Consider the following 24,331-nt stretch of genomic DNA (forward strand, 5'->3'; position numbering starts at 1 on the left):
GGCCGGTCCGTGGCGGCGGCCCCATCATGGAGGCACTCCCGGTTACCTGTTGGTAACAAACTTCTGGTGTGGAGGCAACAGTTGAGAACCCCACTTCTCCGCTCTGCCGCAAAACCCCTGCGACGCAAGCTCGTCGGCGCACTCGGCGCGGTGCTGCTGGCAGCCGCCGTACTGACCGGCGGAACCCCCACCGCCCTCGCGGCGGCGAGCACGGCCACCGCCTCGGCCCCACCCGACGGTGACACCGTGGCCTCCCCGCCCGGCGCCAACGACTGGAGCTGCCGGCCCCGCGCCGCGCACCCCAACCCGGTCGTCCTGGTGCACGGCACCTTCGCCAACCGGTACGAGAACTGGCTGGTGCTCTCCCCGCTGCTGAAGAGCCTGGGCTACTGCGTCTTCGCCCTCGACTACGGCACGGTGCCCGGCATCACCTCCTCCGGCAGCGGCCTGCTGCTGCCGATCGGAGGGCTCGGCCCGGCCGCGGAGTCGGCCGCGCAACTCGGCCGCTTCGTCGACCTGGTGCGGACGTACACCGGTGCGGCGAAGGTCGACATCGTCGGCCACTCGCAGGGCGGCATGCTCCCGAACTACTACGTGAAGTTCCTCGGCGGCGCCGCCAAGGTGGACAAGCTGATCGGCCTCGCGCCGTCCAACCACGGCACCACGCTCTCCGGCATCGCCAACCTCGCCCCGTACCTGCCCGGTGTCGCCGACCTGATCTACGACGCCTGCCCGGCCTGCCGGGACCAGGTGGTCGACTCGGCGTTCAACCGGAAGCTGGCCTCGGTGCCGGACACCGTGCCCGGGGTGCGCTACACCGTGATCTCCACCGTGTTCGACGAGGTGGTGACGCCGTACCGCACGCAGTTCCTCTCCGGCCAGGGGGTCGACAACATCACCGTGCAGGACAGCTGCCCGGTCGACCTGGCCGAGCACGTGCTGATCGCGGTCGACCCGACCGCGCTGCACCACGTCGTGAACGCCCTCGACCCGGCCCACGCCACCTGGGTGGGCTGCGGCTGACGGTGCGGTCGGACCGTGCGGGGGCCGGCGAGCTCGGCGAGCGCGAGGTCGCGCAGCGGGGTGAGCCTGCTGCTGCTGAAGCCGTGGTAGACCGCGTTGGTGAGCAGCACGGCGTACCGCCCGGTGGCGGGGGAGAGGAAGAGGCTGGTGCCGGTGTAGCCGTGGTGGTAGGCGACGCCGGTGTCGGTGACGAGCCAGGCCAGGCCGCGGCTGCGGCCCGGGTCGGCGGCGATCTGCGGGCGCAGGCTGGCCGCGAGCCAGGGGTCGTCGCCGGTCAGCAGGTGTTCGGCGAAGACGGCGAGGTCGGCCGCGGTGGAGAAGACCCCGGCGTGGCCGGCGACACCGTTCAGCAGGGCGGCGTTCGGGTCGTGCGGAGTGCCCCAGGTGCGGGGCGCGCCGCGCAGCCGCTGCTCGGTCGGGGCGACCGCGGGTGAGCGCCGCACCGGGCCGAACTCCGTTTCGTACATGCCGGTTTCGCGCCACATCTCGTCCGCGAGGCGGTCCAGCGGCCGCCCGTGCGCGGCTTCCAGCAGCAGCCCGAGCAGGACGAACCCCCGGTTGATGTAACGGTGTTCGCTGCCCGGGGTGGCGACGAGCCGCTCCGCGCAGAGGAGTTCGGCGAGCGGCCGGTCGAGGTGGAGGTACCGGTCGAGCCGGGTCTCCGGCTGGAGGCCCGCACTGTGCGACAGCAGGCCGCGCACGGTGAGCAGGGCGCCGGGGACGGGCAGCTCCGGGAACCGCTCGCCGAGCGGGGTGTCCAGGTCGAGCAGCCCTGCGGCGAGCGCCCGGCCGGTCAGCGCCCAGGTGGCGGTGATCTTGGTGAGCGAGGCGAGGTCGTACCGGGTGTGCTCGTCCGGCGCGGCGGGTCCGCACTCGGGGGCGACGGCGCCGCGGGCGGCGACCGACCGGTCCGGGGCGGGGCCTGCGCGGGTGTCGCCGAGCACGAGCACCCCGCCGGGCACACCGCGCTCCCGTACGGCGTGGTCGAGGGCGTCGGCCAGTGCGGCGGCTGCCGCGGGGGCCCAGGGCGTGGTGGTGGTCACGTGCGTCCCTCCGTAACCGGTGGAGTGGAGCCGGTCGAACGGTGCGGTACTCCCGGATTGTCGCCCGCACCCGGGTCGCGCGGCCAGAGCGCCTCCGCGGGCGCGCCCCGGCGCGGCCGGGCCCGCGGCGGCGCGTGCCGCTCAGCCCTGCCGGGCCGACAGCTCCTCCAGCACCCGGACGGCCCGTTCGGCGTCGCGGGCCGGCACGAACAGGTGGTCGTGGTGGAAGCCCGCGGCGACGTTGCAGCTGATGCCGTGGTCGGCGAGTTCGGTCGCCACGGCCGCGGTGAGGCCGACGGCCTCCAGCGCCGAGTGGATCCGCAGCGTGATCCAGGCCGCGACGTACTCGTAGCGCAGTCCGAGCTCGTCCGCCTCCGGCTGCGGCACCACCACGGTGACGCCCTCGGCCTCCGCGACGGTCACCACCGGGCGCAGCCCTGGCGGTACGCGGGCGGGCAGCGTGCAGTACACGTACCGGCCCGGGTTGAGCACGGGCCGCAACCCGCCGAGCAGTGCGCTGAGGTCTCGTTCGGCGGCCATGCGTCCACCGTAGTGCGGGTGCCGCGCGGCGGCGGGCAGCCGCGTCCGTGTCGCGGGCGCCGGCCCGGCGCCGTGGGGCCGCGGGGGGCGGCCCGCGGGCCGCGGCCGGCCGCGCGGTGGTCGGAAACCGTTGACGAGCGACAGTCACCGATATATCGTCGAGTTATCGAGATGCTTCGGAAAGAGGTGTCACAGGCGAGAGGTGGTGCGCAGATGCGCCAGGGAATGCGATTCAGGGGAGAGCGCCGGCCCGGTGGCGGGATGTCCGGTGGCGGGATGCCCGGGGACGGCTTCGAGGGGCGTTTCGCCTTCGGCCCGCCCGGCCTGCCGGGGGTGCCGCCGGGCCCCGGCGGTCCGGGCCCGTTCGGGCGCGGCTTCGGCGGACCGGGCTTCCCCGGTCACGGTGGCCGCGGCCGAGGACCGGGCGGCTGGGGGCCAGGCGGCTGGGGGCCGGGCGGCGGTCGCCGCGGCGGCCGGGCCCGGCGCGGCGACGTCCGGGCCTCGCTGCTCGCGCTGCTCAGGGAGCGGCCGATGCACGGCTACGAGATGATCACCGAGATCGGCGAGCGGACGGGCGGCGCCTGGCGGCCCAGCCCGGGTTCGGTCTACCCGACCCTGCAGATGCTGGAGGAGGAGGGGCTGATCGCGGCTCAGGAGTCCTCGGGCAAGAAGCTGTTCGAGCTGACGGACGCCGGCCGGGCCGAGGCCGACGCGGGTGCGGAGTCCCCCTGGGAGGACGCCGGCCGCGGCGTCGACTGGGAGGCCGTCCAGGAGACGGGCGCGGCGATGGCCGCGGTCGACCACGCGATCCGGCAGGTCGTGGCGACCGGCACCGCCGAGCAGCGCGCCAAGGGCCTCGCCGTCCTCAACGAGGCGAAGCGCAAGCTCTACCTGATCCTCGCCGACGAGCAGGTCTGACGGTCTCCGCCGGGCGGCTCCCGGCAGGGGCGGGCCCCGCCGCAGGAGCAGGCCCCGCCGGTCCCGGTCCGGGTCGGCGGGGCCGCGTCACGCCTGCTCGTCGTACGCGTAGCACCAGCGCCAGCCCTTGCTGCCGGGCACCTTGGTGCGGCGGTAGACCAGCGTCACCGGGGGCGTGTCGTGGTAGCCGGGCACCGGCACGCGGTACACCTTCGGCACGGTGTGGAACACCCCCAGCATGACGGGCAGCACCCTGCCGTCCAGGGGGCCGCCGAGGAATTCCGTCTCCGCGCTCTTCACGCCCACCAGCGTACGCGGCGGCCGGCGGCGGCCGTGCGTGCGCATCCGGCAGAGGCGGTGTGGAGCCGCTGTGACCGGCGCAGCACCCGCCCCGGTCATTCCGGGGTCGTCCGCACCCTTATCCTGCTCTGTACGCCCTCGGGGTCGACCCGGGTCCGCGGGTCCGTCGGGGCCGGTCACGGCGCACGCCGGTGCGTCCGGCCGCGAGTCGCAGGCCGCGAACTCCGTGCTGTGCCCGGGGCGTCGGCCGGCCGGCGATCCCGGTTCCGGCCCACGGCGGACGTGACGGACGGCGCACCGGGAAGCAGCGGGCGGCGCCGGGTGTTGCGTCGGATGTCACGCCGGTCGGCGTGCCGCACCAGGCACGTCAGGTCACGGCAGAGCGGAAGGGGCCCGATGGAAGCCAGCAGCAGGTGGACGACCTGGTGGCGGCGTGAGCGGCGGCAGGACCGCACGGTCACGGGCGGGGGAGCGGCTGCGAGGCTGGATCTGCTGCTGGGCGCCGTGCGCGCCGGATTCCCGCTCGCGCCCGCGGCGCATCCCGCGGGCCACCGGTGCTCCTGCGACCGGGTCGGCTGTCCGGCGCCGGCCCAGCACCCCGTCTCCTTCGCCTGGCAGACCCAGGCCACCACCGACGCGGAACAGCTCGAACGCTGGCTGGCGCGCGACCCGCAGGCGAACTTCGTCACGGCCACCGGCCGCGCGCACGACGTGCTGGACGTGCCGGCCGCGGCCGGACGCCTCGCCCTGGAACGGCTCGACGGGCTCGGCGTGACCGGCCCGGTCGCCGCCGTCGGCGACGACCGCTACCTCTTCTTCACCGCCACCCGCGGCACCCCCGCCGACGAGGACGAGTGGTGGACGAGCGCCCTCGACTCCACCCCGGACACCATGTCCGAGCACCCCGGCCTGCGCTGGCACTGCCGCGGCTCGTACACGCTGCTGCCCCCGGCCGCACTGCCGGACGGCTCCGAGGTGTGCTGGCTGCGCGGTCCCGAGCACGCGCTGCCCGACCCGCTGCGCGTGCTGGACGTGCTCACCGACGCCTGCACCGAGGTCGGCGCGGTCGCCGAGGAGCAGTGGCTGATCGGCTAGGACCCGCCTGCCCCGCCCGGCCAGGGGGCGGGGCGGGACAGGGAGCGGTCACGGCAGCGTGAGGATCTCCGCGCCGTCCGCGGTCACGACGAGGGTGTGCTCGAACTGGGCGGTCCGCTTGCGGTCCTTGGTGACGACCGTCCAGCCGTCCTCCCAGATGTCGTAGTCGTAGCTGCCCAGCGTCAGCATCGGCTCGATGGTGAACGTCATGCCGGGCTTGATGACCTCGGTGGCCCGCTCGCTGTCGTAGTGCGGGATGATCAGCCCGGAGTGGAACGACGTGTTGATGCCGTGGCCGGTGAAGTCGCGGACGACCCCGTAGCCGAACCGCTTGGCGTACGACTCGATGACCCGGCCGATGACGTTGACCTGACGGCCCGGCTTGACCGCCTTGATCGACCGGGCGAGTGCCTCGCGGGTGCGCTCCACCAGCAGCTTCGACTCCTCGTCGACGTTGCCGCACAGGTAGGTGGCGTTGAGGTCGCCGTGCACGCCGTGGATGTACGCGGTGGCGTCGATGTTGACGATGTCGCCGTCCTGAAGGACCGTCGAGTCCGGGATGCCGTGGCAGATCACCTCGTTGACGGAGGTGCAGATCGACTTGGGGAAGCCCCGGTAGCCGAGGTCCGACGGGTACGCGCCGTGGTCGCACATGTAGGCGTGCGCGACGGCGTCGAGCTCGTCGGTGGTGACGCCCGGGGCGATCAGCTTCGCCGCCTCCTCCATGGCCTGCGCGGCGATCCGCCCGGCGATCCGCATCTTCTCCACGGTCTCCGCGGTCTGCACCTCGGGGCCGGTGTACGGCGTCGGCGCGGGCCTGCCCACGTACTCCGGGCGCGCGATGTGCGCGGGGACCTTGCGGGTGGGGGACTGCGTGCCGGGTACGAGAGCCATGGCCGCGATTCTAGTCGCCGCCGCCCGGCCGTCCGGTCGTGTGTACGGTCCGGGTGTCGGGAAAGGATCTTTCCAGGACGACCGACGAACGAGGGGAGCACCCCATGGCACTGGGATTCGGGCGCAAGCCCACCGGCAAGCCCGGCGAGTGGTTCTACTGCATCAAGCACGCCAAGGTCGAGGAGGGGCCCGAGTGCCCGGCCAAGGACCGCCTCGGCCCGTACGCCACACCGGGCGAGGCCGCCGCCGCGCTGGACACCGCCGCCGAGCGCAACCGCGAGTGGCGGAACGACCCGCGCTGGCACGACGACCCGCCCGCGGAGGGCGGGCAGGGCTGACCCGGCCGGTCCCGCCGACCCTGCGTCAGGCGGTGGCGGGCTGCCCCGCGCCGTCGGCGGCCCGGAGCCGCGCGGCGCGCTCCGCGGCCTCCCGGACGGCCGCGGTGTGCGGATCCGTCCGGGCGTCGTAGGCGAGCAGGGCGGGCAGGGCCACGGCCAGCGCCGCCACCCCGAGCACGCAGGCCGCGCCGCCCGCCCAGACCGAGCCGCGCACCCCGATCAGGGCGGCCGTGCCGCCGGCCCGCACCTGCCCCAGCTGCGGGCCCACCGAGTAGCTGAGCAGTTCGACCCCGGCCAGGCGGCCGCGCAGCTCGTCCGGGATCGACTGGTTCCACAGGGTGGCCCGGGCGGTCCCGCTGATCTGGTCGGCGGCGCCGGCCGCCGCCAGGCACGCCAGGACGAGCCAGATGTCGCCCACCAGCCCGGCGACGGTCACCGCGGCGCCCCAGCCGAGGGCCGCGGCGACCAGCATCCGGCCGTGCCGGTGGATGCGGGAGGTCCAGCCGCCGGTGGCGGAGACGAGCAGCGCACCGGCCGCGGGCGCGCCGTACAGCAGGCCGAGCGCCCACCCGGCGTGCAGGTCCGCCGCGAGGAAGGGGAACACCGCCACCGGGAAGGCGAACAGCATCGCGCAGACGTCGATCGCGTAGGTGCCGAGCAGGTCCTTGCGGCTCCAGGCGTAGCGCAGGCCGGTGGCGATCGCGCGCACCGAGGGCCGTTCCGCGCCGGTGGGCGGCGGCACCGCCCGGATCCGGGCGAGCAGCAGCAGCGAGGCCGCGAAGCTGACGACGTCCAGCGCGTACGCGGTCTGCACCCCGGCGAGTGCCACGATCACCCCGGCCAGTGCCGGGCCGGCCACCGAGCCGACGTTGCGGTAGAGGGAGTTCAGGGCGAACGCGGCGGTCAGCTGCTCGTGCGGCACGATCCGCGGGGTCAGCGAGTCCAGGGCGGGCCGCTGCAGGCCGTCGACGGCGGCGACCAGCGCGGCCACCGCGTAGACCGGCCACAGCACCGGGTGCGGCAGCAGGGCGTTGATCAGCAGCAGGCCGGTGAGCAGCCCGAGGGCGCCCTCCGAGAACAGCACCAGCCGGCGGCGGTCGAGCGCGTCGGCGAGGGCGCCGCCCCACAGCCCGAAGACGATCAGCGGCACCAGCTCGAACGCCCCGACCAGGCCGACCGCGAACGAGGAGCCGGTGAGCTCCTTCACCTGCAGCGGCACGGCCACGTACGTCAGGAAGCTGCCCAGGCTGCTCACGCACCCCGACGCCCACAGCAGGCGGAACTCGCGGGAGGCCCGCCAGGGGGTGGTGTCGGGCAGCAGGCCGCGGAGAAGGCCCGGCGGCCGGCTCGACCGGGTCTGCGGTGGTCCGGAGGTCACGACGGGCCATCCTCGGTCGCCCGGCCGGGGCCGGGCAAGCGAATTTACGGCGCGGCCCGGCCGTTCACCAGTGCAGCACCGGGGGTGCCATGAGCTGCCCGGCGAGCCGGGCCAGCCGGCTGCGCATCCCCCCGGACGGCGGCGCCGAGGCCGCCGCGCCGACCAGGTGCTGCACCAGGTCGAACGGACCCTCGCCCGCCACCGGCACCGCCAGCCGCTCGTGCGCGAGGGAGCCGAGCTCCGGGTCGCCGGAGTCGAGCGCGAGCACCGTCGCCCCGCCGCGCCGGGCGTCGTCCACCCGCTCCAGGAGGCCCTCGCCGGCCGCGCCGGGCGCCACCACCAGCACCGTCTCGCCGCGCCGGGCCGCGTGGAGCCGGTGCAGCCCGGACGCGAGGTGGGCGGGCGCACCGGGCGGCACCCGGTGCCGGACCAGCAGCGGGGCGAGCGCGCCGACCCCGCAGGCGACGGCCTCCTCGTCCAGGTGGGCGGCCAGGTGCCAGGGCTCGTACGCCTCGGTGCCCACGAGCAGCAGGCCCGTGGCGGAGCGCCGGGTGACCGAGCGGTGCAGTGCGCCGCCGAAGGCCCGGGTGACGTCCAGCAGGCCGGTGCCGGCCAGTGACGCGCTCAGTGCGGAAAGTCTCACCGCGTCCATGCGGGACAGAATGGAGCAGTGGGCCCGCCTTTGGGAGGATCTTCGGCATGACGCAACCCGAATCGGTGAATCCGGCCGCCACCGCGGCCCCCGCGCCCCCCGTCCCGCTCGACGTGTCCGCGCTCGTCGTCGGCGTCCTCGGCGGCACCGGCGACCAGGGCCGCGGCCTGGCCTACCGGCTGGCCAGGGCCGGCCAGCAGGTGGTGATCGGCTCCCGCACCGCCGAACGCGCGGAGGCCGCGGCGGAGCAGCTGGGCCTCGGCGTGCGCGGCGCCGACAACGCGGCCTGCGCCCGGGAGAGCGACATCGTGATCGTCGCCGTGCCCTGGGAGGGCCACGCCGACACGCTCGCCGCCCTGCGCGAGGAGCTCACCGGCAAGATCGTCGTGGACTGCGTGAACCCGCTGGGCTTCGACAAGCAGGGGGCGTACGCCCTGAAGCCCGAGGAGGGCAGCGCCGCCCAGCAGGCCGCCGCCCTGCTGCCCGCCTCCCGCGTCACCGCGGCCTTCCACCACCTGTCGGCGGTGCTGCTGCAGGACACGGCGGTCGAGGAGATCGACACCGACGTGATGGTGCTCGGCGACGACCGGGCCGCCACCGACGCCGTGCAGGCCCTCGCCGGGCGGATCCCCGGCATGCGCGGCATCTTCGCCGGACGGCTCCGCAACGCCCACCAGGTGGAGTCGCTGGTCGCCAACCTGATCTCGGTCAACCGCCGCTACAAGGCGCACGCCGGGCTCCGCGTCACCGACGTCTGACGGCCCGCGACCGGCCCCCGTACCCGGGCACGGGGGCCGGTCGGTGACAATGGGTGGCGACCGCAGCCGGCCCTAGGAGTTCCACCATGCCCCGCAACGCCCTCTTCGCCTCGATCGTCCTCGTGCTCGCGGTGACGGCCGCCGTCGTCTCCTTCGTGGAGGGCAACTGGTTCGGCGTGATCTGGGTGCTGCTCGCCGGCCTGTCCTCGAACATGGCCTGGTACTACATCCGCAAGGAGCGCCTGGAGCGCGCCGCGGCGGCGGCCCGGCAGCCGTAGCGCCCGGCGGCCGCGGCGGACGGGCCCCGGACGGGCCTCACTGCCAGAAGCGGAAGAGGTACTGGCCGACCACCGGGTACGCCTCGGAGACGCCGAACAGGCGGATGATCGAGAACACCAGGTCGGAGAACCACTGGCCGACCGACGTCTGCCAGAAGATCACGAACACCGCGAGCATCCCGTACGGCGCGAACGGCTCGATCGCCCGGCGGGTCCTCGGCGACAGCCACGGCTCGACGATGCCGTAGCCGTCCAGGCCCGGGATCGGCAGCAGGTTCAGCAGGGACGCGCTGACCTGCAGGAACGCCAGGAAACCGAGCGCCGCCGGGAAGGCCGAGACGATCAGCTGCTGGCCGTCGAGCACCGCGGGCCGGTCCGGGTCGTCGAAGACCCCGGAGCTCACCAGCACCAGCAGGGCCACTCCGAACAGCACGTTCACCAGCGGCCCGGCCGCCGAGATCAGGCTGTGCTTCAGCCGGCCCCGGATGCGGTGCCGCTCGATGTAGACCGCGCCGCCGGGCAGACCGATGCCGCCCATGATCACGAAGATCACCGGCAGCACGAAGCTCAGCAGCGCGTGCGCGTACTTGAACGGATTGAGCGTCAGGTAGCCCTTGGCGCCGATCGTGATGTCGCCGCTGTGCATCGCCGTCCGCGCGTGCGCGTACTCGTGCAGGCACAGCGAGACCATCCAGCCCGACACCACGAACAGGAACACGCCGAACCGCGCGCTCCCGTAGCCGCTCACCACCGCCCACGCCGAGGTGGCCAGGGTCGCGAGCAGCACCCAGAACACCGGACTGATCCGGTTCTCCTCGCTGCGGCGCTGCGTGTCGGCGAAGGTCATGGTGGCGGCGCTCCGAAATCGGCCGGGGTGCGGACGGGGGGACCGATCATGCCCCGCGCCGCGAGGCGGGGACAAGCCGTCCCCGGTGAACGCACGGCACGCGCCCCCGGTTCCGCGGCCCCGCCGCACGGCCACCGGCACCCGGGCGCCCGCCCGCCCGGCCGTCGACCAGAATGGGGCCGTGCACTACGGCATCCTCGGAACCACCACGGCCCACCACGACGACGGCATCCCGGTGCCGCTCGGCGGCGCCCGGCTGCGCGCCCTGCTCGCCGCCCTGGCCCTCCGGCAGGGCCGGCCCGTCCCGGCGGACCTGCTGGTGGACGAGGTCTGGGGCGACGACCCGCCGCAGGACGCCTCCGCCGCCCTGCAGACCCTCGTCGGACGGCTGCGCCGCACCGTCGGCCGCGACGAGGTGGGCTCCGGCCCGTCCGGCTACTGGCTGGCCGGCGGCGGCACCGACGCCGGCGACTTCCAGCGCCTCGCCGCGGACGGCCGCCGCGCCCTCGCCGCCGGGGATCCCGGGGAGGCCGCCGACCTGCTGCGCGCCGCCCTCGCCCTGTGGCGCGGCCCCGCCCTCGCCGACCTCCCCGACCGGGCCGGCGCGGCCGTCCGCCTGGAGGCCCAGCGCGACGAGGCCCGCCGGCACCGGATCACCGCCGACCTCGCCCTCGGCCGCGCCGCCGACCTCACCGCCGAACTCGCCGAACTCTGCGCCGGCGAACCCCTCGACGAACCCCTGCACGCACTGCTCCTGCGGGCCCTGCAGGCCGAGGGCCGCACCGCCGAGGCGCTCCAGCGCTACGACCGGCTGCGCCGCGCCCTCGCCGACGGGCTCGGCACCGACCCCGGACCGGAGCTGCGCGCCCTGCACGCCGGGCTGCTCGCCGCGGGCGACGCCCCCGCGGCCGCCCGGCCCGGCCCCGCCGCGGAGCCCGTACCGGCACCCCGCGCCGCGGCGGCGAGGCCCGGCGCCCGCCCGGCCCCCGCCGGCAACCTGCGGCCCCGGCTCACCAGCTTCGTCGGCCGCGACACGGACCTCGCCACCGTGGGCCGCGCCCTCGCCGCGGGCCGGCTCACCACGCTCACCGGCCCCGGCGGCTCCGGCAAGACCCGGCTCTCCCTGGAGGCGGGCCGCGCCCAGCTCGCCGGCGGCGCCTGGCCGGACGGCGTCTGGATGGCCGAGCTCGCCCCGCTGGAGGACGCCGGGGCGGTGCCCGACGCCGTCGTCGCCGCCCTCGGCCTGCGCGAGACCGTGCTGCACACCAGCAGCGCCGTCGCCGAGGCCATCGACGGCCGCCGCAGCGACCCCCTCTTCCGCCTCGTCGAGCACTGCGCGGGCCGCCGGATGCTCCTCGTCCTCGACAACTGCGAGCACCTCGTCCAGGCCGCCGCCGACCTCGCCGACCGGCTGCTCGCCGAGTGCCCCGGCCTGACCGTCCTCGCCACCAGCCGCGAACCGCTGGGCGTGCCCGGCGAGACCGTGCTGCCCGTCGAACCGCTGCCCGACCCGGCCGCCCTGCGGCTGCTCGCCGAACGCGGCGCCGCGGCCCGGCCCGGCTTCGACCCCGCCGACGACCCGGAGGCCTGCGCGGAGATCTGCCGCCGCCTCGACGGCCTGCCGCTCGCCATCGAACTCGCCGCCGCCCGGCTGCGCGGCCTGACGCCCCGCCGGCTCGCCGACCGCCTCGACGGCCGGTTCGCCCTGCTCACCGCGGGCTCCCGCACGCTGCTGCCCCGTCAGCAGACCCTGCGGGCCGTCGTCGACTGGAGCTGGGACCTGCTCGGCCGGCGGGAGCGCGCCGTGCTGCGGCGGCTCTCCGTCTTCGCCGGCGGCTGCACCCTGGAGGCCGCCGAGGACGTCGTCGCCGACGGCACCGAGGTGCGCCGCGAGGACGTCGCCGACCTGCTCCTCTCCCTCGTCGACAAGTCCCTCGTGGTCGCCGACCTCGACGGCGGCCCCCGCTACGCGATGCTGGAGACCATCCACGAGTACGCCGCCGAGCGGCTCGCCGAGGCCGGGGAGGACGAGGCCGCGGCCCGGCAGCGCCACGTCCGCTGCTTCCGCGAGCTGGTGCGCACCGCCGAGCTCAGCCTGCACGGCCCCGAGCAGCTGCACTGGCTCGCCGTGCTCGACCGCGACCAGGACAACATCCGTGCGGCGCTGCGCACCGCCGTCGACGCCGGTGACGAGGAGGAGGCGCTGCTCCTCGTCCTCGGCATGAGCTGGTTCTGGTCGCTGCGCGACTACCGCCGCGAGGCCCACAGCTGGTACGAGGCGGTGACCGCGCTCGGCCCCGACGCGTACGCGGACGACGCGGAGCCGCCGGAGCCGCTGCTGGCCGGCCCGCTGGACGCCCCGCCGCCGCTGGCGCCCGCGATGCTCGCCGAGACCCGCCGGCAGGTGCACCTGCACCGGCTGGTGGCGATGTTCACCGGCAACATGGCGATGCTCGGCGACCAGGAGGCGATGCGGCTCAGCCGGCGGGTGCTGGAGACGTACACGCCGGACCTGCCGCAGGCGTACCGCTTCCCGGTGCTGCTGCGGGTCTTCGGGGCGTTCCTCACCGGGGAGTTCGACCGGATGAAGGGCCTGATGGACGACGCCGTGGCGGGCGCCCGCCGGCACGGGCGGCCGATCGACCTCGCCTTCGCCCTGCAGCTGCGCGCCCGGCTGCTCAACGACCTGGTCGGCGGCCTCGGCCAGGCCGTCGAGGACAGCGCCGAGGCGCTGCAGCTCTTCACCGCGATCGGCGACCGCTGGGGCATGTCGGAGGCGCTGTCCGCGCAGGCGGAGAACGCGGCCAAGCAGGGCGACGACCGGCGCGCTGCCGCCGCCTACCGCCAGGCCATCGGGATCGCCGAGGAGCTGGGCGCCTCGCAGGAGGTGCCGCTGCTCCAGGTGCGGCTCGGCGAGACACTGTTCGAGATCGACCCGGTCGAGGCCGAACGGATGGTGCTCGACGCCCTGGAGGACGTCAGGCTGAGCGGTCACCACGCGGCGGACGGCGCCACGATGTACGGCCGGCTCGTGCTGTGCAACCTGCGGGTCCGCCAGGGCGACCACGACGCGGCGCTGCACGAGCTGGACGAGCTCCTGAGCACCCAGAGCACGCTGGGGCCGGTCGTCCCGGCCGTCTTCTTCGGCATCGTGGCCTGCATCCGGGGCTGGGTCGTGGCGCGGGCCGGCGACGCCCGGCGCGGCCTGGAGCTGATGGCCGGGGGGCGCCGGGAGATGACCGCCTCGCCCGGCGGGGCCACCATCTTCGTCGAGCACATGGCCGCGATGCTGCTGATGCCCGCGGCGGGCGTGCTGCTGGCCCTCGCGGAGCAGGAGGCGCAGCCCGTGGCGGCGCGCCGCGCCGGCGTCCTGGTCGGCGCCGGAGACGTGCTGCACGGCGCGCTGGGCTCGCACATGGAGCGGCTGGAGCACCGGCGGCTGATCGGGCGGCTGGAGGAACTGCTCGGCGCGGACGGCCTGCGCGCGGCGCGCGAGGAGGGCAGCCGCCTCACGCTCTCGGAGGCGGCCGCCCTGCTCGACGACATCGATGAGATCTGACACCACGTCAGAAGTCTTCGGTTCAGGTGCGCTTGCGGAAGCGGGCCACCGCGAGCGGCGCGGTGACGGCGGTGATCGCCAGCGACCAGACCACCACGATCGTCACCGAGTGGGTGAGCGGGCCGCCGTTGATCAGGCTGCGGCAGGCGTCGGCCAGCGCGGAGAGCGGGTTGTACTCGGTGAAGGTCTGCAGCCAGCCGGGCATGGTGCTGGTCGGCGCGAAGATCGAGCTGCCGAACTGCAGCGGCATGATCACCAGCATGCTGACGCCCTGCACGGCCTGGGCGCTGCGCAGCGACATGCCGAGCAGCATGGAGATCCAGACGATCGACATGCCGAAGAGCAGCGAGAGGCCGACGGCGGCCAGCAGCTGCAGGAAGCCGGTCCTGATCTCCAGGCCGAGGATCATCGCGAAGCCGATGAGGATGGTGAAGGAGACCAGGCCGCGGCAGGTCTCGGCGACGATCTTCGACAGCAGCACCGCGGACCGGCCGATCGGCAGGGTGCGGAAGCGGTCCATCACGCCGGTCTGGAAGTCGCTGTTGAGGCCGGTGCCGACGGCCATCGCCAGGTTGAGGCCGGTGGTGCCGAGCAGGCCGGGGATCATGTACTGGATGTACTCCTGCTGGCTGCCGGAGACCGCGCCGCCGAAGACGTAGACGAACAGCACCGTGAAGATGATCGGGATGAGCAGCGCGTCGAGCATCGACTCGGGGTCGGCCTTGATGCGCATCAGGTTGCGGCGGGTGAGCGCGCCGACGTGGCGCAGGTGCCCGGAGAGGCCGATCCGCGGATCGTCCGCGTGGGCCGGGGCGAAGGTCGGGGCGGCGGTGGTCATGCCACGGGCTCCTTGTCGTGGATCGGGGCGGCGGCGGCCGACGGCTTGCCGGTGATGGTGAGGAACACCTCGTCCAGGCTGGGGAGTTCGGTGTCGATGCCCGCGATGCCGAAGCCGCGGGTGCCGAGCACGCCGATCACCGACGTCAGCTGGCCGTCCTCGGTGAGCTGCACGGAGAGGAGGCCGCTGTCGGTGGAGAACGTCGCCGCGATGCCCGCCTCGTGCAGGCACCGGGCCATCTCGGGGAGTTCGGCGGCGTGCAGCGGGCGCACCTGCAGGGTCTGGCCGCCGACCTGCGTCTTCAGCTCGTCGATGCCGCCCGCGGCGATCACCCGGCCGCGGTCGATGACGGTCAGCTCGTGGGCGAGCTGCTCCGCCTCCTCCATGTACTGGGTGGTGAGGAGCACGGTGGAGCCCTCGGCGACCATCCGCTGCACCTCGTCCCAGACCTCGTTGCGGGTGCGGGGGTCGAGGCCGGTGGTGGGCTCGTCCAGGTAGAGCACCTTGGGCCGGCCGATCATGGAGGCGGCGAGGTCGAGCCGGCGCCGCATGCCGCCGGAGTACGTCTTCGCGGGGCGCTTGGCGGCCTCGGTGAGGGAGAAGCGCTCCAGCAGCTCGCCGGCGCGGGTCTTCGACTCCTTGGCGGAGAGGTCGAGCAGCCGCCCGATCAGGTAGAGGTTCTCGTAGCCGGAGAGCAGCTCGTCGACGGAGGCGTACTGGCCGGTGAGGCCGATCGTGCGGCGCAGCTGCTTGGGCTGGCGCAGCACGTCGTAGCCGCCGACGAACGCGGTGCCGGCGTCCGGCTTCACGAGGGTGGAGAGGATGCGGACGAGGGTGGTCTTGCCGGCGCCGTTCGGGCCGAGCAGGCCGAGCACGGTGCCCTCGCGGACGCTGAGGTCGACGCCGTCGAGCGCCCGGGTGGCGCCGAAGGTCTTGACGATGCCGCGGACCTCCACGGCGTTGCCGCGGCCGAGCTGCCCCCGGTCGTTCGGGGCGGTTGCGTTCGATGTCATGCCCCCAGGCTGCCGGGCGCCGCTGTCAGCCCGCTGTCACCCTGCTGTCAGCGCGACGGGTGCACCGGCACGGCGCTGTCGCGGTGCTGCCGGGCGCCCGTCCGGGCCTGGCCGCGGCGGCCGGGCGGTGCCGGACGGGCCCGGACGCACGGGTGCCGGGACCGCAGGTCGCGGCCCCGGCACCCGTGCGAGGGGGATCAGCTGAAGCTGTGCTCGGGCGCCGGGAAGGCGCCGGAGGTGACGTCCGCGGCGAACTCGCGGGCGGCGTCGCCGAGGACGGCCCGCAGGTCCGCGTACTGCTTGACGAACTTCGGCACCCGGCCGGCGGTCATGCCGGCCATGTCCGTCCAGACGAGCACCTGCGCGTCGGTGGAGACCCCGGCGCCGATGCCGACCGTCGGGATCGCGAGCTGCGCGGTGACCTCGGCGGCGAGCTCGGCGGGCACGGCTTCCAGCACGACGGAGAAGGCGCCGGCCTGCTGGACGGCCTTGGCGTCGCGCAGCAGCCGGTGGGCGGCCTCGTCGCCGCGGCCCTGCACCGGGTAGCCGCCGAAGGCGTGCACGGACTGCGGGGTGAGGCCGATGTGGGCCATCACCGGGATGCCCGCCTCGACGAGCAGTTCGATGGATCGGGCGCTGCGCTCGCCGCCCTCCAGCTTGACGGCGCCGACCCCGGCCTCCTTCATGAGGCGGGCCGCGTTGTGCATGGCCTGCGCGGGCGACTCCTGGTAGGAGCCGAACGGCATGTCGCCGACGACCATGGCGCGCTTCGTGCCGCGGACGACGGCGGCGGAGAGCATCACCATCTGGTCCATGGTCACGGGCACGGTGGTCTCGTAGCCGAGGTGACAGTTGCCGGCCGAGTCGCCGACGAGCAGCACCGGGATGCCGGCCTCGTCGAACACGCCGGCGGTCAGGGCGTCGTACGCGGTGAGCATCGCCCAGCGCTCGCCGTGCTGCTTGGCCCTGGCCAGGTCGCGGACGGTCACGCGCCGGTTGGTGATGCCGCCGTACAGGACGGTGCCTTCCTGCGGCTGGGCAGGCTGAAGCGGAGAAGCGTTCATCGAACAGACTCCAGAAGGTTGTCGTCTCGTGGCGCCTTACGGCGTCCCCGGATCTGCACCCATGCTTGCACGCCGCGCGCCCGCCGCAAAGGCCCGGGTCCGGACGGCTCACGGCACTCTTTACCCATACTTTACGATACGAGCCCGTCTCGTATCGCAAGAGGCGCTAGGCTTGGCCCGAACGGGTTACGAGACGAAGGCGACTCGTAAGTCTGCACCTCTCGTACGGACGGGGAGAACCACATGAGCACCGCTGCGCCACCGCGTGCACCCGAAGCCATCCACCGCCGCCGCTGGGCGATCCTGGGCACCCTGATCCTCGCCCTGCTCGTCGTCGTGCTCGACAACTCCATCCTCAACGTCGCGATGAAGACGATCGCCGCCCCCGCCCCCACCGGGCTCGGCGCCAGCCAGAGCGACCTCGAATGGGCGATCAACTCCTACACGCTCGTCTTCGCCGGCCTGCTCTTCACCGCGGGCCTCCTCGGCGACCGCCTCGGCCGCAAGTGGGCGCTCCTCGGCGGCATGGTCGTCTTCGGCCTCGGCTCGCTGCTCTCCGCCTTCGCGGACAGCCCCGGCCAGCTCGTCGCGTTCCGCGCGGTGATGGGCCTCGGCGGGGCGTTCGTCATGCCCGCCACCCTCGCGATCATCATGAACGTCTTCGAGCGCCACGAGCAGCCCAAGGCCATCGGCATCTGGGCCGGCGCCGTCGGCCTCGCCATCGCCATCGGCCCGATCACCGGCGGCCTGCTCATCGAGCACTTCTGGTGGGGCTCGGTCTTCCTCGTCAACGTCCCGATCGTGATCGTCGCGCTCGTCGCCATGAGCCTGCTCGTGCCGAACTCCCGCGACCCGCGCCCCGGCAAGCTCGACCCGATCGGCGTGCTGCTCTCCATCGTCGGCCTCGTCGCACTGATCTACGGCATCATCAAGGGCGGCGAACTCGCCGACTTCACCGCGCCCGGCGCCTGGGTGCCGATCCTCGTCGGCGTCCTCGCCCTCGCCGCGTTCGTCGTCTTCGAACGCCGCACCTCCCACCCCGCGCTGGACGTCACCTGGTTCCGCAACAAGGTGTTCTCCGCCTCCGTCGTGGTCATCGGCGTCGTCTTCTTCGCCCTCATGGGCGTCTCGTTCTTCGGCGTCTTCTACACCCAGAGCGTCCGCGGCTACAGCGCCCTCCAGGCCGGCCTGCTGATGCTGCCGCTCGCCGGCGCCCAGATGGCCTTCGCCCCCCGCGCCCGCCTCGTCGTCGACCGCTTCGGCATCCGCGCCACCTGCGCCGCCGGCATGGCGCTGATCGCCGTCGGCTTCCTCGGCTACCTCCTGCTCGGCGCCACCACCCCCATCTGGGTGCTCGTCGTGATCGGCTTCGTCATGGGCGCCGGCATGGCCCACGTCATGCCGCCCGTGACCGTCGCCATCATGGGCGCCCTGCCCCGGGAGAAGGCCGGCGCCGGCTCCGCGATCAACAACACCTTCCGCCAGGTCGGCGGCTCGCTCGGCGTCGCCGTCTTGGGCGCCGTCCTGTCGACCGTCTACCGCGACGGCATGGCCGACCACCTCGACCAGGTGCCCGCCGCCCTCCGCGGCAAGGCCGGCGAGTCCCTGGAGGCCACCGTCGCCGTCGCCGACAAGGCGGGGCTCCCCGGCCTGGTCGTCCCCGCCCAGGACGCCTTCGTGCACGCCATGCACGTCGTCGCCGGGCTCTCCGCGGGCATCACCGCCGTCGGCGTCCTCCTCGCACTCCTGCTGCTCCCCGGCAAGGCCCCCGCCGCCCCGGCCGTCCAGCAGGCCCCCACCGACAGCGAGCCTCGCAAGGCCCGCGTCTGAGCGACCGGGAGAGAATGGCGCCATGCACACCGAACCGACCGCCCAGGCCACGGCGACGACCCATCCGGCGCCGACCGACCCGGCCTGCGACGCCCTCGACGGGGGCCCCGCCACGGAGCTCTGCGCCCCGCGGCGGGGCCGTCCGCGCAGCGAGGCGGCCGAGCAGGCGATCTTCGCCGCCGTCGAGGAGCTGATGGAGGCCGGCCGCAGCCTCTCCGACCTCTCCGTCGAACGGATCGCCGCCGCCGCGGGCGTCGGCAAGGCCACCATCTACCGGCGCTGGCCCAACAAGGAGGCGCTGCTCGTCGACGTCGTCGCCCGGCTGGAGGCCCCGGCACCCGTCCGGACCAGCACCGACGGCAGCGTCCGCGACGAGCTGATCGCCATGGTCGAGTACATGCGCCAGCGCGGCCTCGCCAAACGGTCCCGCTGGATGCTGAAGTCCGCGCTCAGCCAGATGAACTCCTGGCCGGAGCTCCGCGAGGCCTACCAGGAGCAGGTCGTCCGGCCCCGCCGTGCGATGGCGCGCGCCATCGTGCGCCGCGGCGTCGAGGAGGGCGTGCTCCGCTCCGACCTCGACATCGAACTCCTCTGCGAGATCGTCATCGGCCCGATCCTGCTGCGGACCGTCCTGTGGGACGAGGCGCCGCTGGAGGACCCCGGACTCCCCGAGCAGATGGTCGACGCGGTCCTCAACGGGGTCGCCGCCCCGCCGCCGGACGGGCGTTCCCGCTGATCCGGGGCGTGCCGCAACCCCCCGGGGGCGGTTTCGCGTCCATGCCGTCATAGGCTGAGCCGAGAATCCGACAAACCCGGGCGCCTCCTGGCGCGCGGACCTGCACGGCGACACGACACCACGGCGCGGGCACGACGGCACGGGCACGACGGCACAACGGGAACACGGGAGCGGTGCGGCGCATGGTGCAGGCGGACGAGGCAGTGACGGCGGCCGGCAGCACCCCCGGCGGGCGGGCCCGCTCCCGGAGCCGCTGGCTCGACCCCCGCCGCGGCTGGATCACCGCCGCGCTCGCCGTCCTCACCGCCGTGGTGCTCGCCGCCCACGCGGTCGCCCCCAACCGCTGGGGCAACCTCGGCAGCCTGGTGGAGACCTTCCTCCCGTGGCTCGGGCTGGCCGTGCCCGTCCTCGCCCTGGTCGGGCTGTGGCGCCGCTCGGCGACCGCCCTCACGGCGGTGCTGCTCCCGGCGATCGTCTGGCTCAACCTCTTCGGCGGCCTGGTCACCGACAAGTCCGGCGGGGAGGGCGACTTCACCGTGCTCACGCACAACGTCGCCGCCGCCAACAGTGACACCGCAGGCACCGTGAAGCTGCTCAACGGCTCCGGCGCCGAGATCGTCGCCCTGGAGGAGCTCGCCCCGAGTGCGGTGGCCGCCTACTCCACGGGCCTGGCCGACCGCTACCCGTACCACGTGGTCGAGGGCACCGTCGGCCTCTGGTCCACGTACCCGATCGGCGACGTGCGCGTGGTCGACATCCGCATCGGCTGGACCCGGGCCTTCCGTGCCCGCGTCGCCACCCCGGCCGGCCCGCTGGCGGTGTACGTCGCGCACCTGCCGTCGGTGCGCCTTAAGTCGGCGAGCGGTTTCACCGCCGGCCGCCGCGACCGCAGCGCGCAGGCCCTCGGCGACGCCATCGAGGCCGAGAAGCTCTCCAAGGTCATCCTGCTCGGCGACCTCAACGGCACCATGAACGACCGCAGCCTCGCCCCCGTCACCTCCCAGATGCGCTCCGCCCAGGGCGCCGCGGGCGACGGCTTCGGCTTCTCCTGGCCGTCCGCCTTCCCGATGGCGCGGATCGACCAGATCCTCAGCAAGGGCGGGCTGAAGCCCACCGACTCGTGGGTGCTGCCCGCCGACGGCAGCGACCACCGGGCCGTCGCCGCCGACTACCGGTACTGAGCCGACCACCGGTACCGACCTGTCCCGCCCGACCTGCCCCGCCCGGCCGCCCCGGGCCGGCCCTGCGGCCGGGGTCCGCGGCCCGTCCCTGCGTGGGACGATGGCAGGCATGGATGGACGTGACGTCGACCGCGCCCTCACCGAGTCGCTGGCCGTGCTCGTCGGCCGTGAGGACGACGACTGGTCGGTCCGCGCGGGGCCGCTCGTCTGGACGTGCCGCGAGGCCGCCGAGCACATCGCGCACGACCTGGTGGCGTACGCCGGGCAGCTCGCCGCCCGGCCCCGCGAGGGCTACCTGCCGTTCGACCTGGTGGTCCGCCCCGGGGCGCCGGTCTCCGAGCTCCTCCAGGTGGTGCGGGCCGGCGGCGGCCTGCTGACCGGCGCGCTCGCCCTCGCCGGGCCCGAGGCCCGGGCCTGGCACTGGGGGCCGTGCGACCCGTCCGGCTTCGCGGCCATGGGGACGGCCGAGATCCTCCTGCACACCTGGGACATCACCCGGGGCCTCCGGGTCGACTGGCACCTGCCGGCGCCCCTCGCGAAGGGCGTGCTGGCCCGGCTCTTCCCGGACGCCCCCGGGGGCGACCCCGCCGAGGTGCTCCTGTGGTGCACCGGCCGGGCCGCCCTCGCGGGCCGGGCGCGGCGCACCAGCTGGACGTGGCAGGCCTCCCTCGGCTGAGCCGGGCCGGGCGGGCGGGGCGTCCGGGAGGGGGCGTCCGGCCGGGGTCAGCCGCGGCGCCAGCGGTTGGTGATCGGCAGGCGCCGGTCGCGGCCGAAGCCCTTCGGGGAGATCTTCGGGCCCGGCGGGTACTGCCGGCGCTTGTACTCGGCCGTGTCGACGAGGCGGACGATCCGGTCCACCACCTCCGGCGCGAACCCGGCGGCGACGATCGCGTCCCGGCCGAGGTCGCCCTCCACGTACAGGTCGAGCACGGTGTCCAGCAGGTCGTAGTCGGGCAGCGAGTCGGTGTCGACCTGGTCGGGCCGCAGCTCCGCCGACGGCGGCTTGGTGATGGTGTTCTGCGGGATCGGCGGCTCCTCGCCGCGCTGCACGGCGGCCTCGTTGCGCCACGTCGCGAGGCGGAAGATCAGCGACTTGTAGACGTCCTTGATGGGGCCGTAGGCGCCCACCGAGTCGCCGTACAGCGTCGAGTAGCCGACGGCCAGTTCGCTCTTGTTGCCGGGCGCGAGCACGATGTGCCCCTCCTGGTTGGAGATCGCCATCAGCAGCGTGCCGCGCAGCCGCGACTGCAGGTTCTCCTCCGCGAGGCCGGTCAGGCCCAGCGAGGCCATGTAGGCGTCGAACATCGGCGCGATCGGCACGGTACGGAAGTTGAGACCCGTACGGCGGGCCAGGTCGGCCGCGTCGTCCTTGGAGTGCTCCGAGGAGTACCGGCTCGGCATCGACACGCAGTGCACGTTCTCCGCCCCGATCGCGTCCACCGCGATCGCGGCGACCAGCGCCGAGTCGATGCCGCCGGAGAGGCCGATCAGCACCGACCGGAAGCCGTTCTTGCGGACGTACGCCCGGGTGCCCTCGACCAGTGCCGCGTAGATCTCCGCCTCGTCGTCCAGCCGCGGCGCGATCTCGTTGACGAGCGGCTCGGCGGGGGCCGGCAGCGGCTCGCCGCCCAGCTCGGCGCGGACGAGGTGCAGGCCGTCGGTGAGGATGAGCCCGTCGGTGTGCCCCCCGGCGGCGGCCGGCAGCTCCAGGTCGACGACCAGCAGCTTCTCCTCGAACTGCGGGGCGCGGGCCAGCACCTCGCCCTCCGCCGACACCACGAGGGTCTCGCCGTCGAAGACCAGCTCGTCCTGCGCGCCGACCATGTTGAGGTAGGCGAGGGTGCAGCCCGCCTCGGCGGCCCGGCGCCGTACCAGCTCCAGCCGGACGTCGTCCTTGTTCCGCTCGTACGGCGAGCCGTTGATCGACAGCAGCAGGCCGGCCCCCGCCTCCCCGGCCGCGGCGACCCGGCCGCCGTCCTGCCAGATGTCCTCGCAGATCGCCAGCGCCACGTCGACGCCGTGCAGGCTGAGCACCACCAGCTGGTCGCCCGGCACGAAGTACCGGTACTCGTCGAAGACGCCGTAGTTGGGCAGGTAGTGCTTGGCGAAGCGGGTCACCACCGTGCCGCGGTGCAGCACCGCCGCGCAGTTCTGCGGCGAACCCGCCGCGCGGTGCAGCTTCGGCGAGTCGTGCTCGGACCGGCCGAGGTAGCCGACCACCACCGGCACCTCGCCCAGGCCCTCGGCGGCCAGCCGGGCGGCCAGCTCCACCAGGGCCGCGCGGGACGCCTCCACGAACGACGAACGCAGGGCGAGGTCCTCGACCGGGTACCCGGTCAGGGCCATCTCGGGGAAGGCGACCAGCTGGGCGCCGGCGTCGGCGGCCTGCCTGGTCCAGCGCACCACCTCGTCGCCGTTGCGGGAGAGGTCGCCGACCCACGGGTCGATCTGGCACAGGGCGAGACGGAGATTCGGCATGGCCCCGAGTGTAATCGTCGAACTGACGTTATGTCGCGGGGGGTCCTGGTTACCGTCCGTTCACCGTGTCCGCGGCCACCCAGGGGTGGACGTACGCCGATGATCCGACATGATGGGATCGGTCGCGGGACCACGAGCCGACAGGGCCGCCGCCGGGCGTAACACGGATGTAAAGAGCAGAGGTGAGACTGTCCCCATGGGCAAGCAGCAGGAGTTCGTGCTTCGTACGCTCGAAGAGCGTGACATCCGTTTCGTCCGGCTGTGGTTCACCGACGTGCTCGGGTTCCTCAAGTCGGTCGCCGTCGCGCCTGCGGAGCTGGAGCAGGCCTTCGAGGAAGGCATCGGCTTCGACGGCTCGGCGATCGAGGGCTTCGCCCGGGTCTACGAGTCCGACATGATCGCCAAGCCGGACCCCACCACCTTCCAGATACTGCCGTGGCGCTCCGAGACCCCGGGCACCGCGCGGATGTTCTGCGACATCCTCATGCCCGACGGCTCGCCCTCCTACGCAGACCCCCGCTACGTGCTCAAGCGCACGCTGGAGAAGGCCTCCAGCCTCGGCTTCACCTTCTACACCCACCCCGAGATCGAGTTCTTCCTCCTGAAGAACCTCCCGGGCGACGGCACCGCGCCGATCCCGGCCGACCAGTCCGGCTACTTCGACCACACCCCGCGCGGTGTCGGCCACGACTTCCGCCGCCAGGCCATCACCATGCTGGAGTCGATGGGCATCTCGGTGGAGTTCTCCCACCACGAGGGCGCCCCCGGCCAGCAGGAGATCGACCTCCGCTACGCCGACGCGCTCTCCACCGCCGACAACATCATGACCTTCCGCCTGGTCATGAAGGAGGTCGCGCTGGAGCAGGGCGTGCACGCCAGCTTCATGCCGAAGCCCTTCTCCGACCACCCCGGCTCCGGCATGCACACCCACGTCTCCCTCTTCGAGGGCGACCGCAACGCCTTCCACGAGTCCGGCGCCGAGTACCAGCTCTCCAAGGTCGGCCGCTCCTTCATCGCCGGCCTCCTGAAGCACGCCGCCGAGACCGCCGCCGTCACCAACCAGTGGGTCAACTCGTACAAGCGCATCTGGGGCGGCTCGCAGCGCACCGCCGGCGCCGGCGGCGAGGCCCCCTCGTACATCTGCTGGGGCCACAACAACCGCTCCGCGCTGATCCGCGTGCCCATGTACAAGCCCGGCAAGCAGGGCTCCACCCGCGTCGAGGTCCGCTCGCTCGACACCGGCTGCAACCCCTACCTCGCCTACGCCGTCACCCTCGCCGCCGGCCTCAAGGGCATCGAGGAGGGCTACGAGCTCCCGTCCGGCGCCGACGACGACGTGTGGGCGCTCTCCGACGCCGAGCGCCGCGCCCTGGGCATCCAGCCCATGCCGCAGAACCTCGGCGAGGCCATCGACCTCATGCAGCGCAGCGAACTCGTCGCCGAGACCCTCGGCGAGCACGTCTTCGACTTCTTCCTGCGCAACAAGCGCCAGGAGTGGGAGGAGTACCGCTCCGAGGTCACCCCGTTCGAGCTCCGCAAGAACCTGCAGGTGCTGTAACCGGGGCCTT

The 24,331-nt window shown here is 74.0% G+C and carries 22 protein-coding genes and 1 pseudogene; 12 read left to right on the top strand and 11 right to left on the bottom strand.

Going from position 1 to position 24,331, the window contains the following annotated elements:
- The first annotated feature begins 81 nt into the window (after window positions 1-81).
- Window positions 82-1,023 carry an esterase/lipase family protein gene (locus tag SNE206_RS34595; RefSeq protein WP_407917528.1) on the top strand — a complete coding sequence of 314 codons (942 nt, stop codon included), beginning with the start codon at window positions 82-84 and terminating at the stop codon, window positions 1,021-1,023.
- Between the two features lie 53 nt (window positions 1,024-1,076).
- On the opposite strand, the pseudogene SNE206_RS34600 reads toward SNE206_RS34595, so the two are convergent.
- Window positions 1,077-2,066, bottom strand: a pseudogene (locus tag SNE206_RS34600) (serine hydrolase domain-containing protein); the annotation flags it as partial.
- A 141-nt stretch (window positions 2,067-2,207) separates the two neighbouring features.
- Window positions 2,208-2,606 (bottom strand): ACT domain-containing protein, encoded by a 399-nt coding sequence (locus SNE206_RS34605; RefSeq protein WP_407917529.1) that lies wholly within the window; start codon window positions 2,604-2,606, stop codon window positions 2,208-2,210.
- Between the two features lie 225 nt (window positions 2,607-2,831).
- Between SNE206_RS34605 and SNE206_RS34610 the strand changes: the two genes are divergently transcribed.
- A complete protein-coding gene (locus SNE206_RS34610) occupies window positions 2,832-3,524 on the top strand; it encodes a PadR family transcriptional regulator (protein WP_407917555.1) in 693 nt (230 codons plus the stop codon).
- An 87-nt stretch (window positions 3,525-3,611) separates the two neighbouring features.
- Here the strand turns inward: SNE206_RS34610 and SNE206_RS34615 are convergent, their stop codons facing one another.
- Window positions 3,612-3,824, bottom strand: a complete 213-nt coding sequence (locus tag SNE206_RS34615; protein ID WP_407917530.1) for a hypothetical protein — start codon at window positions 3,822-3,824, stop codon at window positions 3,612-3,614.
- 396 nt (window positions 3,825-4,220) lie between these two features.
- Here SNE206_RS34615 and SNE206_RS34620 point away from each other — a divergent pair, with 396 nt between their 5' ends.
- Window positions 4,221-4,919: a bifunctional DNA primase/polymerase gene (locus SNE206_RS34620; protein WP_407917531.1), complete on the top strand. Its 699-nt coding sequence runs from the start codon at window positions 4,221-4,223 to the stop codon at window positions 4,917-4,919.
- Between the two features lie 48 nt (window positions 4,920-4,967).
- Here SNE206_RS34620 and map read toward each other — a convergent pair whose 3' ends face one another.
- A complete protein-coding gene (map, locus tag SNE206_RS34625) occupies window positions 4,968-5,813 on the bottom strand; it encodes a type I methionyl aminopeptidase (RefSeq protein ID WP_407917532.1) in 846 nt (281 codons plus the stop codon).
- A 104-nt stretch (window positions 5,814-5,917) separates the two neighbouring features.
- On the opposite strand from map, the gene SNE206_RS34630 reads away from it, so the two are divergent.
- Entirely contained in the window at window positions 5,918-6,151 is a 234-nt protein-coding gene (locus SNE206_RS34630; protein ID WP_407917533.1) for a hypothetical protein, read from the top strand.
- 25 nt (window positions 6,152-6,176) lie between these two features.
- Here SNE206_RS34630 and SNE206_RS34635 read toward each other — a convergent pair whose 3' ends face one another.
- Together SNE206_RS34635 and SNE206_RS34640 are read right to left on the bottom strand one after the other, a co-directional pair.
- Entirely contained in the window at window positions 6,177-7,529 is a 1,353-nt protein-coding gene (locus SNE206_RS34635) for an MFS transporter (RefSeq protein ID WP_407917534.1), read from the bottom strand.
- A 64-nt stretch (window positions 7,530-7,593) separates the two neighbouring features.
- Entirely contained in the window at window positions 7,594-8,181 is a 588-nt protein-coding gene (locus tag SNE206_RS34640; protein ID WP_407917535.1) for a hypothetical protein, read from the bottom strand.
- Window positions 8,182-8,228: 47 nt separating this feature from the next.
- Between SNE206_RS34640 and npdG the strand changes: the two genes are divergently transcribed.
- The gene (gene npdG / locus SNE206_RS34645; protein WP_407917536.1) at window positions 8,229-8,939 is read left to right on the top strand and encodes an NADPH-dependent F420 reductase; all 711 of its coding nucleotides are present in this window, start codon (window positions 8,229-8,231) and stop codon (window positions 8,937-8,939) included.
- An 86-nt stretch (window positions 8,940-9,025) separates the two neighbouring features.
- Entirely contained in the window at window positions 9,026-9,217 is a 192-nt protein-coding gene (locus SNE206_RS34650; protein ID WP_407917537.1) for a hypothetical protein, read from the top strand.
- A 37-nt stretch (window positions 9,218-9,254) separates the two neighbouring features.
- On the opposite strand, the gene SNE206_RS34655 is transcribed toward SNE206_RS34650, so the two are convergent.
- Window positions 9,255-10,064, bottom strand: a complete 810-nt coding sequence (locus SNE206_RS34655) for a site-2 protease family protein (RefSeq protein WP_407917538.1) — start codon at window positions 10,062-10,064, stop codon at window positions 9,255-9,257.
- Between the two features lie 181 nt (window positions 10,065-10,245).
- On the opposite strand from SNE206_RS34655, the gene SNE206_RS34660 reads away from it, so the two are divergent.
- On the top strand, window positions 10,246-13,623 hold the full coding sequence (locus SNE206_RS34660) for an AfsR/SARP family transcriptional regulator (protein ID WP_407917539.1): 3,378 nt from the start codon (window positions 10,246-10,248) through the stop codon (window positions 13,621-13,623).
- Between the two features lie 22 nt (window positions 13,624-13,645).
- Here SNE206_RS34660 and SNE206_RS34665 read toward each other — a convergent pair whose 3' ends face one another.
- The 3 genes from SNE206_RS34665 to panB all read right to left on the bottom strand — a co-directional run bounded on the left by SNE206_RS34665 (window position 13,646) and on the right by panB (window position 16,538).
- The gene (locus SNE206_RS34665; RefSeq protein ID WP_407917540.1) at window positions 13,646-14,461 is read right to left on the bottom strand and encodes an ABC transporter permease; all 816 of its coding nucleotides are present in this window, start codon (window positions 14,459-14,461) and stop codon (window positions 13,646-13,648) included.
- Window positions 14,458-15,474, bottom strand: a complete 1,017-nt coding sequence (locus SNE206_RS34670; RefSeq protein ID WP_407917541.1) for an ATP-binding cassette domain-containing protein — start codon at window positions 15,472-15,474, stop codon at window positions 14,458-14,460. The genes SNE206_RS34665 and SNE206_RS34670 overlap by 4 nt, the downstream gene beginning before the upstream one ends.
- 197 nt (window positions 15,475-15,671) lie before the next feature.
- Window positions 15,672-16,538 (bottom strand): 3-methyl-2-oxobutanoate hydroxymethyltransferase, encoded by an 867-nt coding sequence (gene panB, locus SNE206_RS34675; protein ID WP_407917542.1) that lies wholly within the window; start codon window positions 16,536-16,538, stop codon window positions 15,672-15,674.
- 243 nt (window positions 16,539-16,781) lie between these two features.
- Here panB and SNE206_RS34680 point away from each other — a divergent pair, with 243 nt between their 5' ends.
- The 4 genes from SNE206_RS34680 (at window position 16,782) to SNE206_RS34695 (ending at window position 20,961) form a co-directional block, all read left to right on the top strand.
- Entirely contained in the window at window positions 16,782-18,368 is a 1,587-nt protein-coding gene (locus tag SNE206_RS34680; protein ID WP_407917543.1) for an MFS transporter, read from the top strand.
- A gap of 22 nt (window positions 18,369-18,390) precedes the next feature.
- Window positions 18,391-19,104 (top strand): TetR/AcrR family transcriptional regulator, encoded by a 714-nt coding sequence (locus SNE206_RS34685; protein WP_407917544.1) that lies wholly within the window; start codon window positions 18,391-18,393, stop codon window positions 19,102-19,104.
- 182 nt (window positions 19,105-19,286) lie between these two features.
- Window positions 19,287-20,285, top strand: a complete 999-nt coding sequence (locus SNE206_RS34690; protein WP_407917545.1) for an endonuclease/exonuclease/phosphatase family protein — start codon at window positions 19,287-19,289, stop codon at window positions 20,283-20,285.
- Window positions 20,286-20,394: 109 nt separating this feature from the next.
- Window positions 20,395-20,961, top strand: a complete 567-nt coding sequence (locus SNE206_RS34695; RefSeq protein ID WP_407917546.1) for a maleylpyruvate isomerase N-terminal domain-containing protein — start codon at window positions 20,395-20,397, stop codon at window positions 20,959-20,961.
- A gap of 47 nt (window positions 20,962-21,008) precedes the next feature.
- Here SNE206_RS34695 and SNE206_RS34700 read toward each other — a convergent pair whose 3' ends face one another.
- Window positions 21,009-22,763, bottom strand: a complete 1,755-nt coding sequence (locus tag SNE206_RS34700) for an NAD+ synthase (protein WP_407917547.1) — start codon at window positions 22,761-22,763, stop codon at window positions 21,009-21,011.
- A gap of 196 nt (window positions 22,764-22,959) precedes the next feature.
- Here SNE206_RS34700 and glnA point away from each other — a divergent pair, with 196 nt between their 5' ends.
- Window positions 22,960-24,321 (top strand): type I glutamate--ammonia ligase, encoded by a 1,362-nt coding sequence (gene glnA, locus SNE206_RS34705; RefSeq protein WP_405013639.1) that lies wholly within the window; start codon window positions 22,960-22,962, stop codon window positions 24,319-24,321.
- The last annotated feature ends 10 nt before the right edge of the window (window positions 24,322-24,331 follow it).

The organism is Kitasatospora sp. NE20-6 (genome assembly GCF_045862635.1).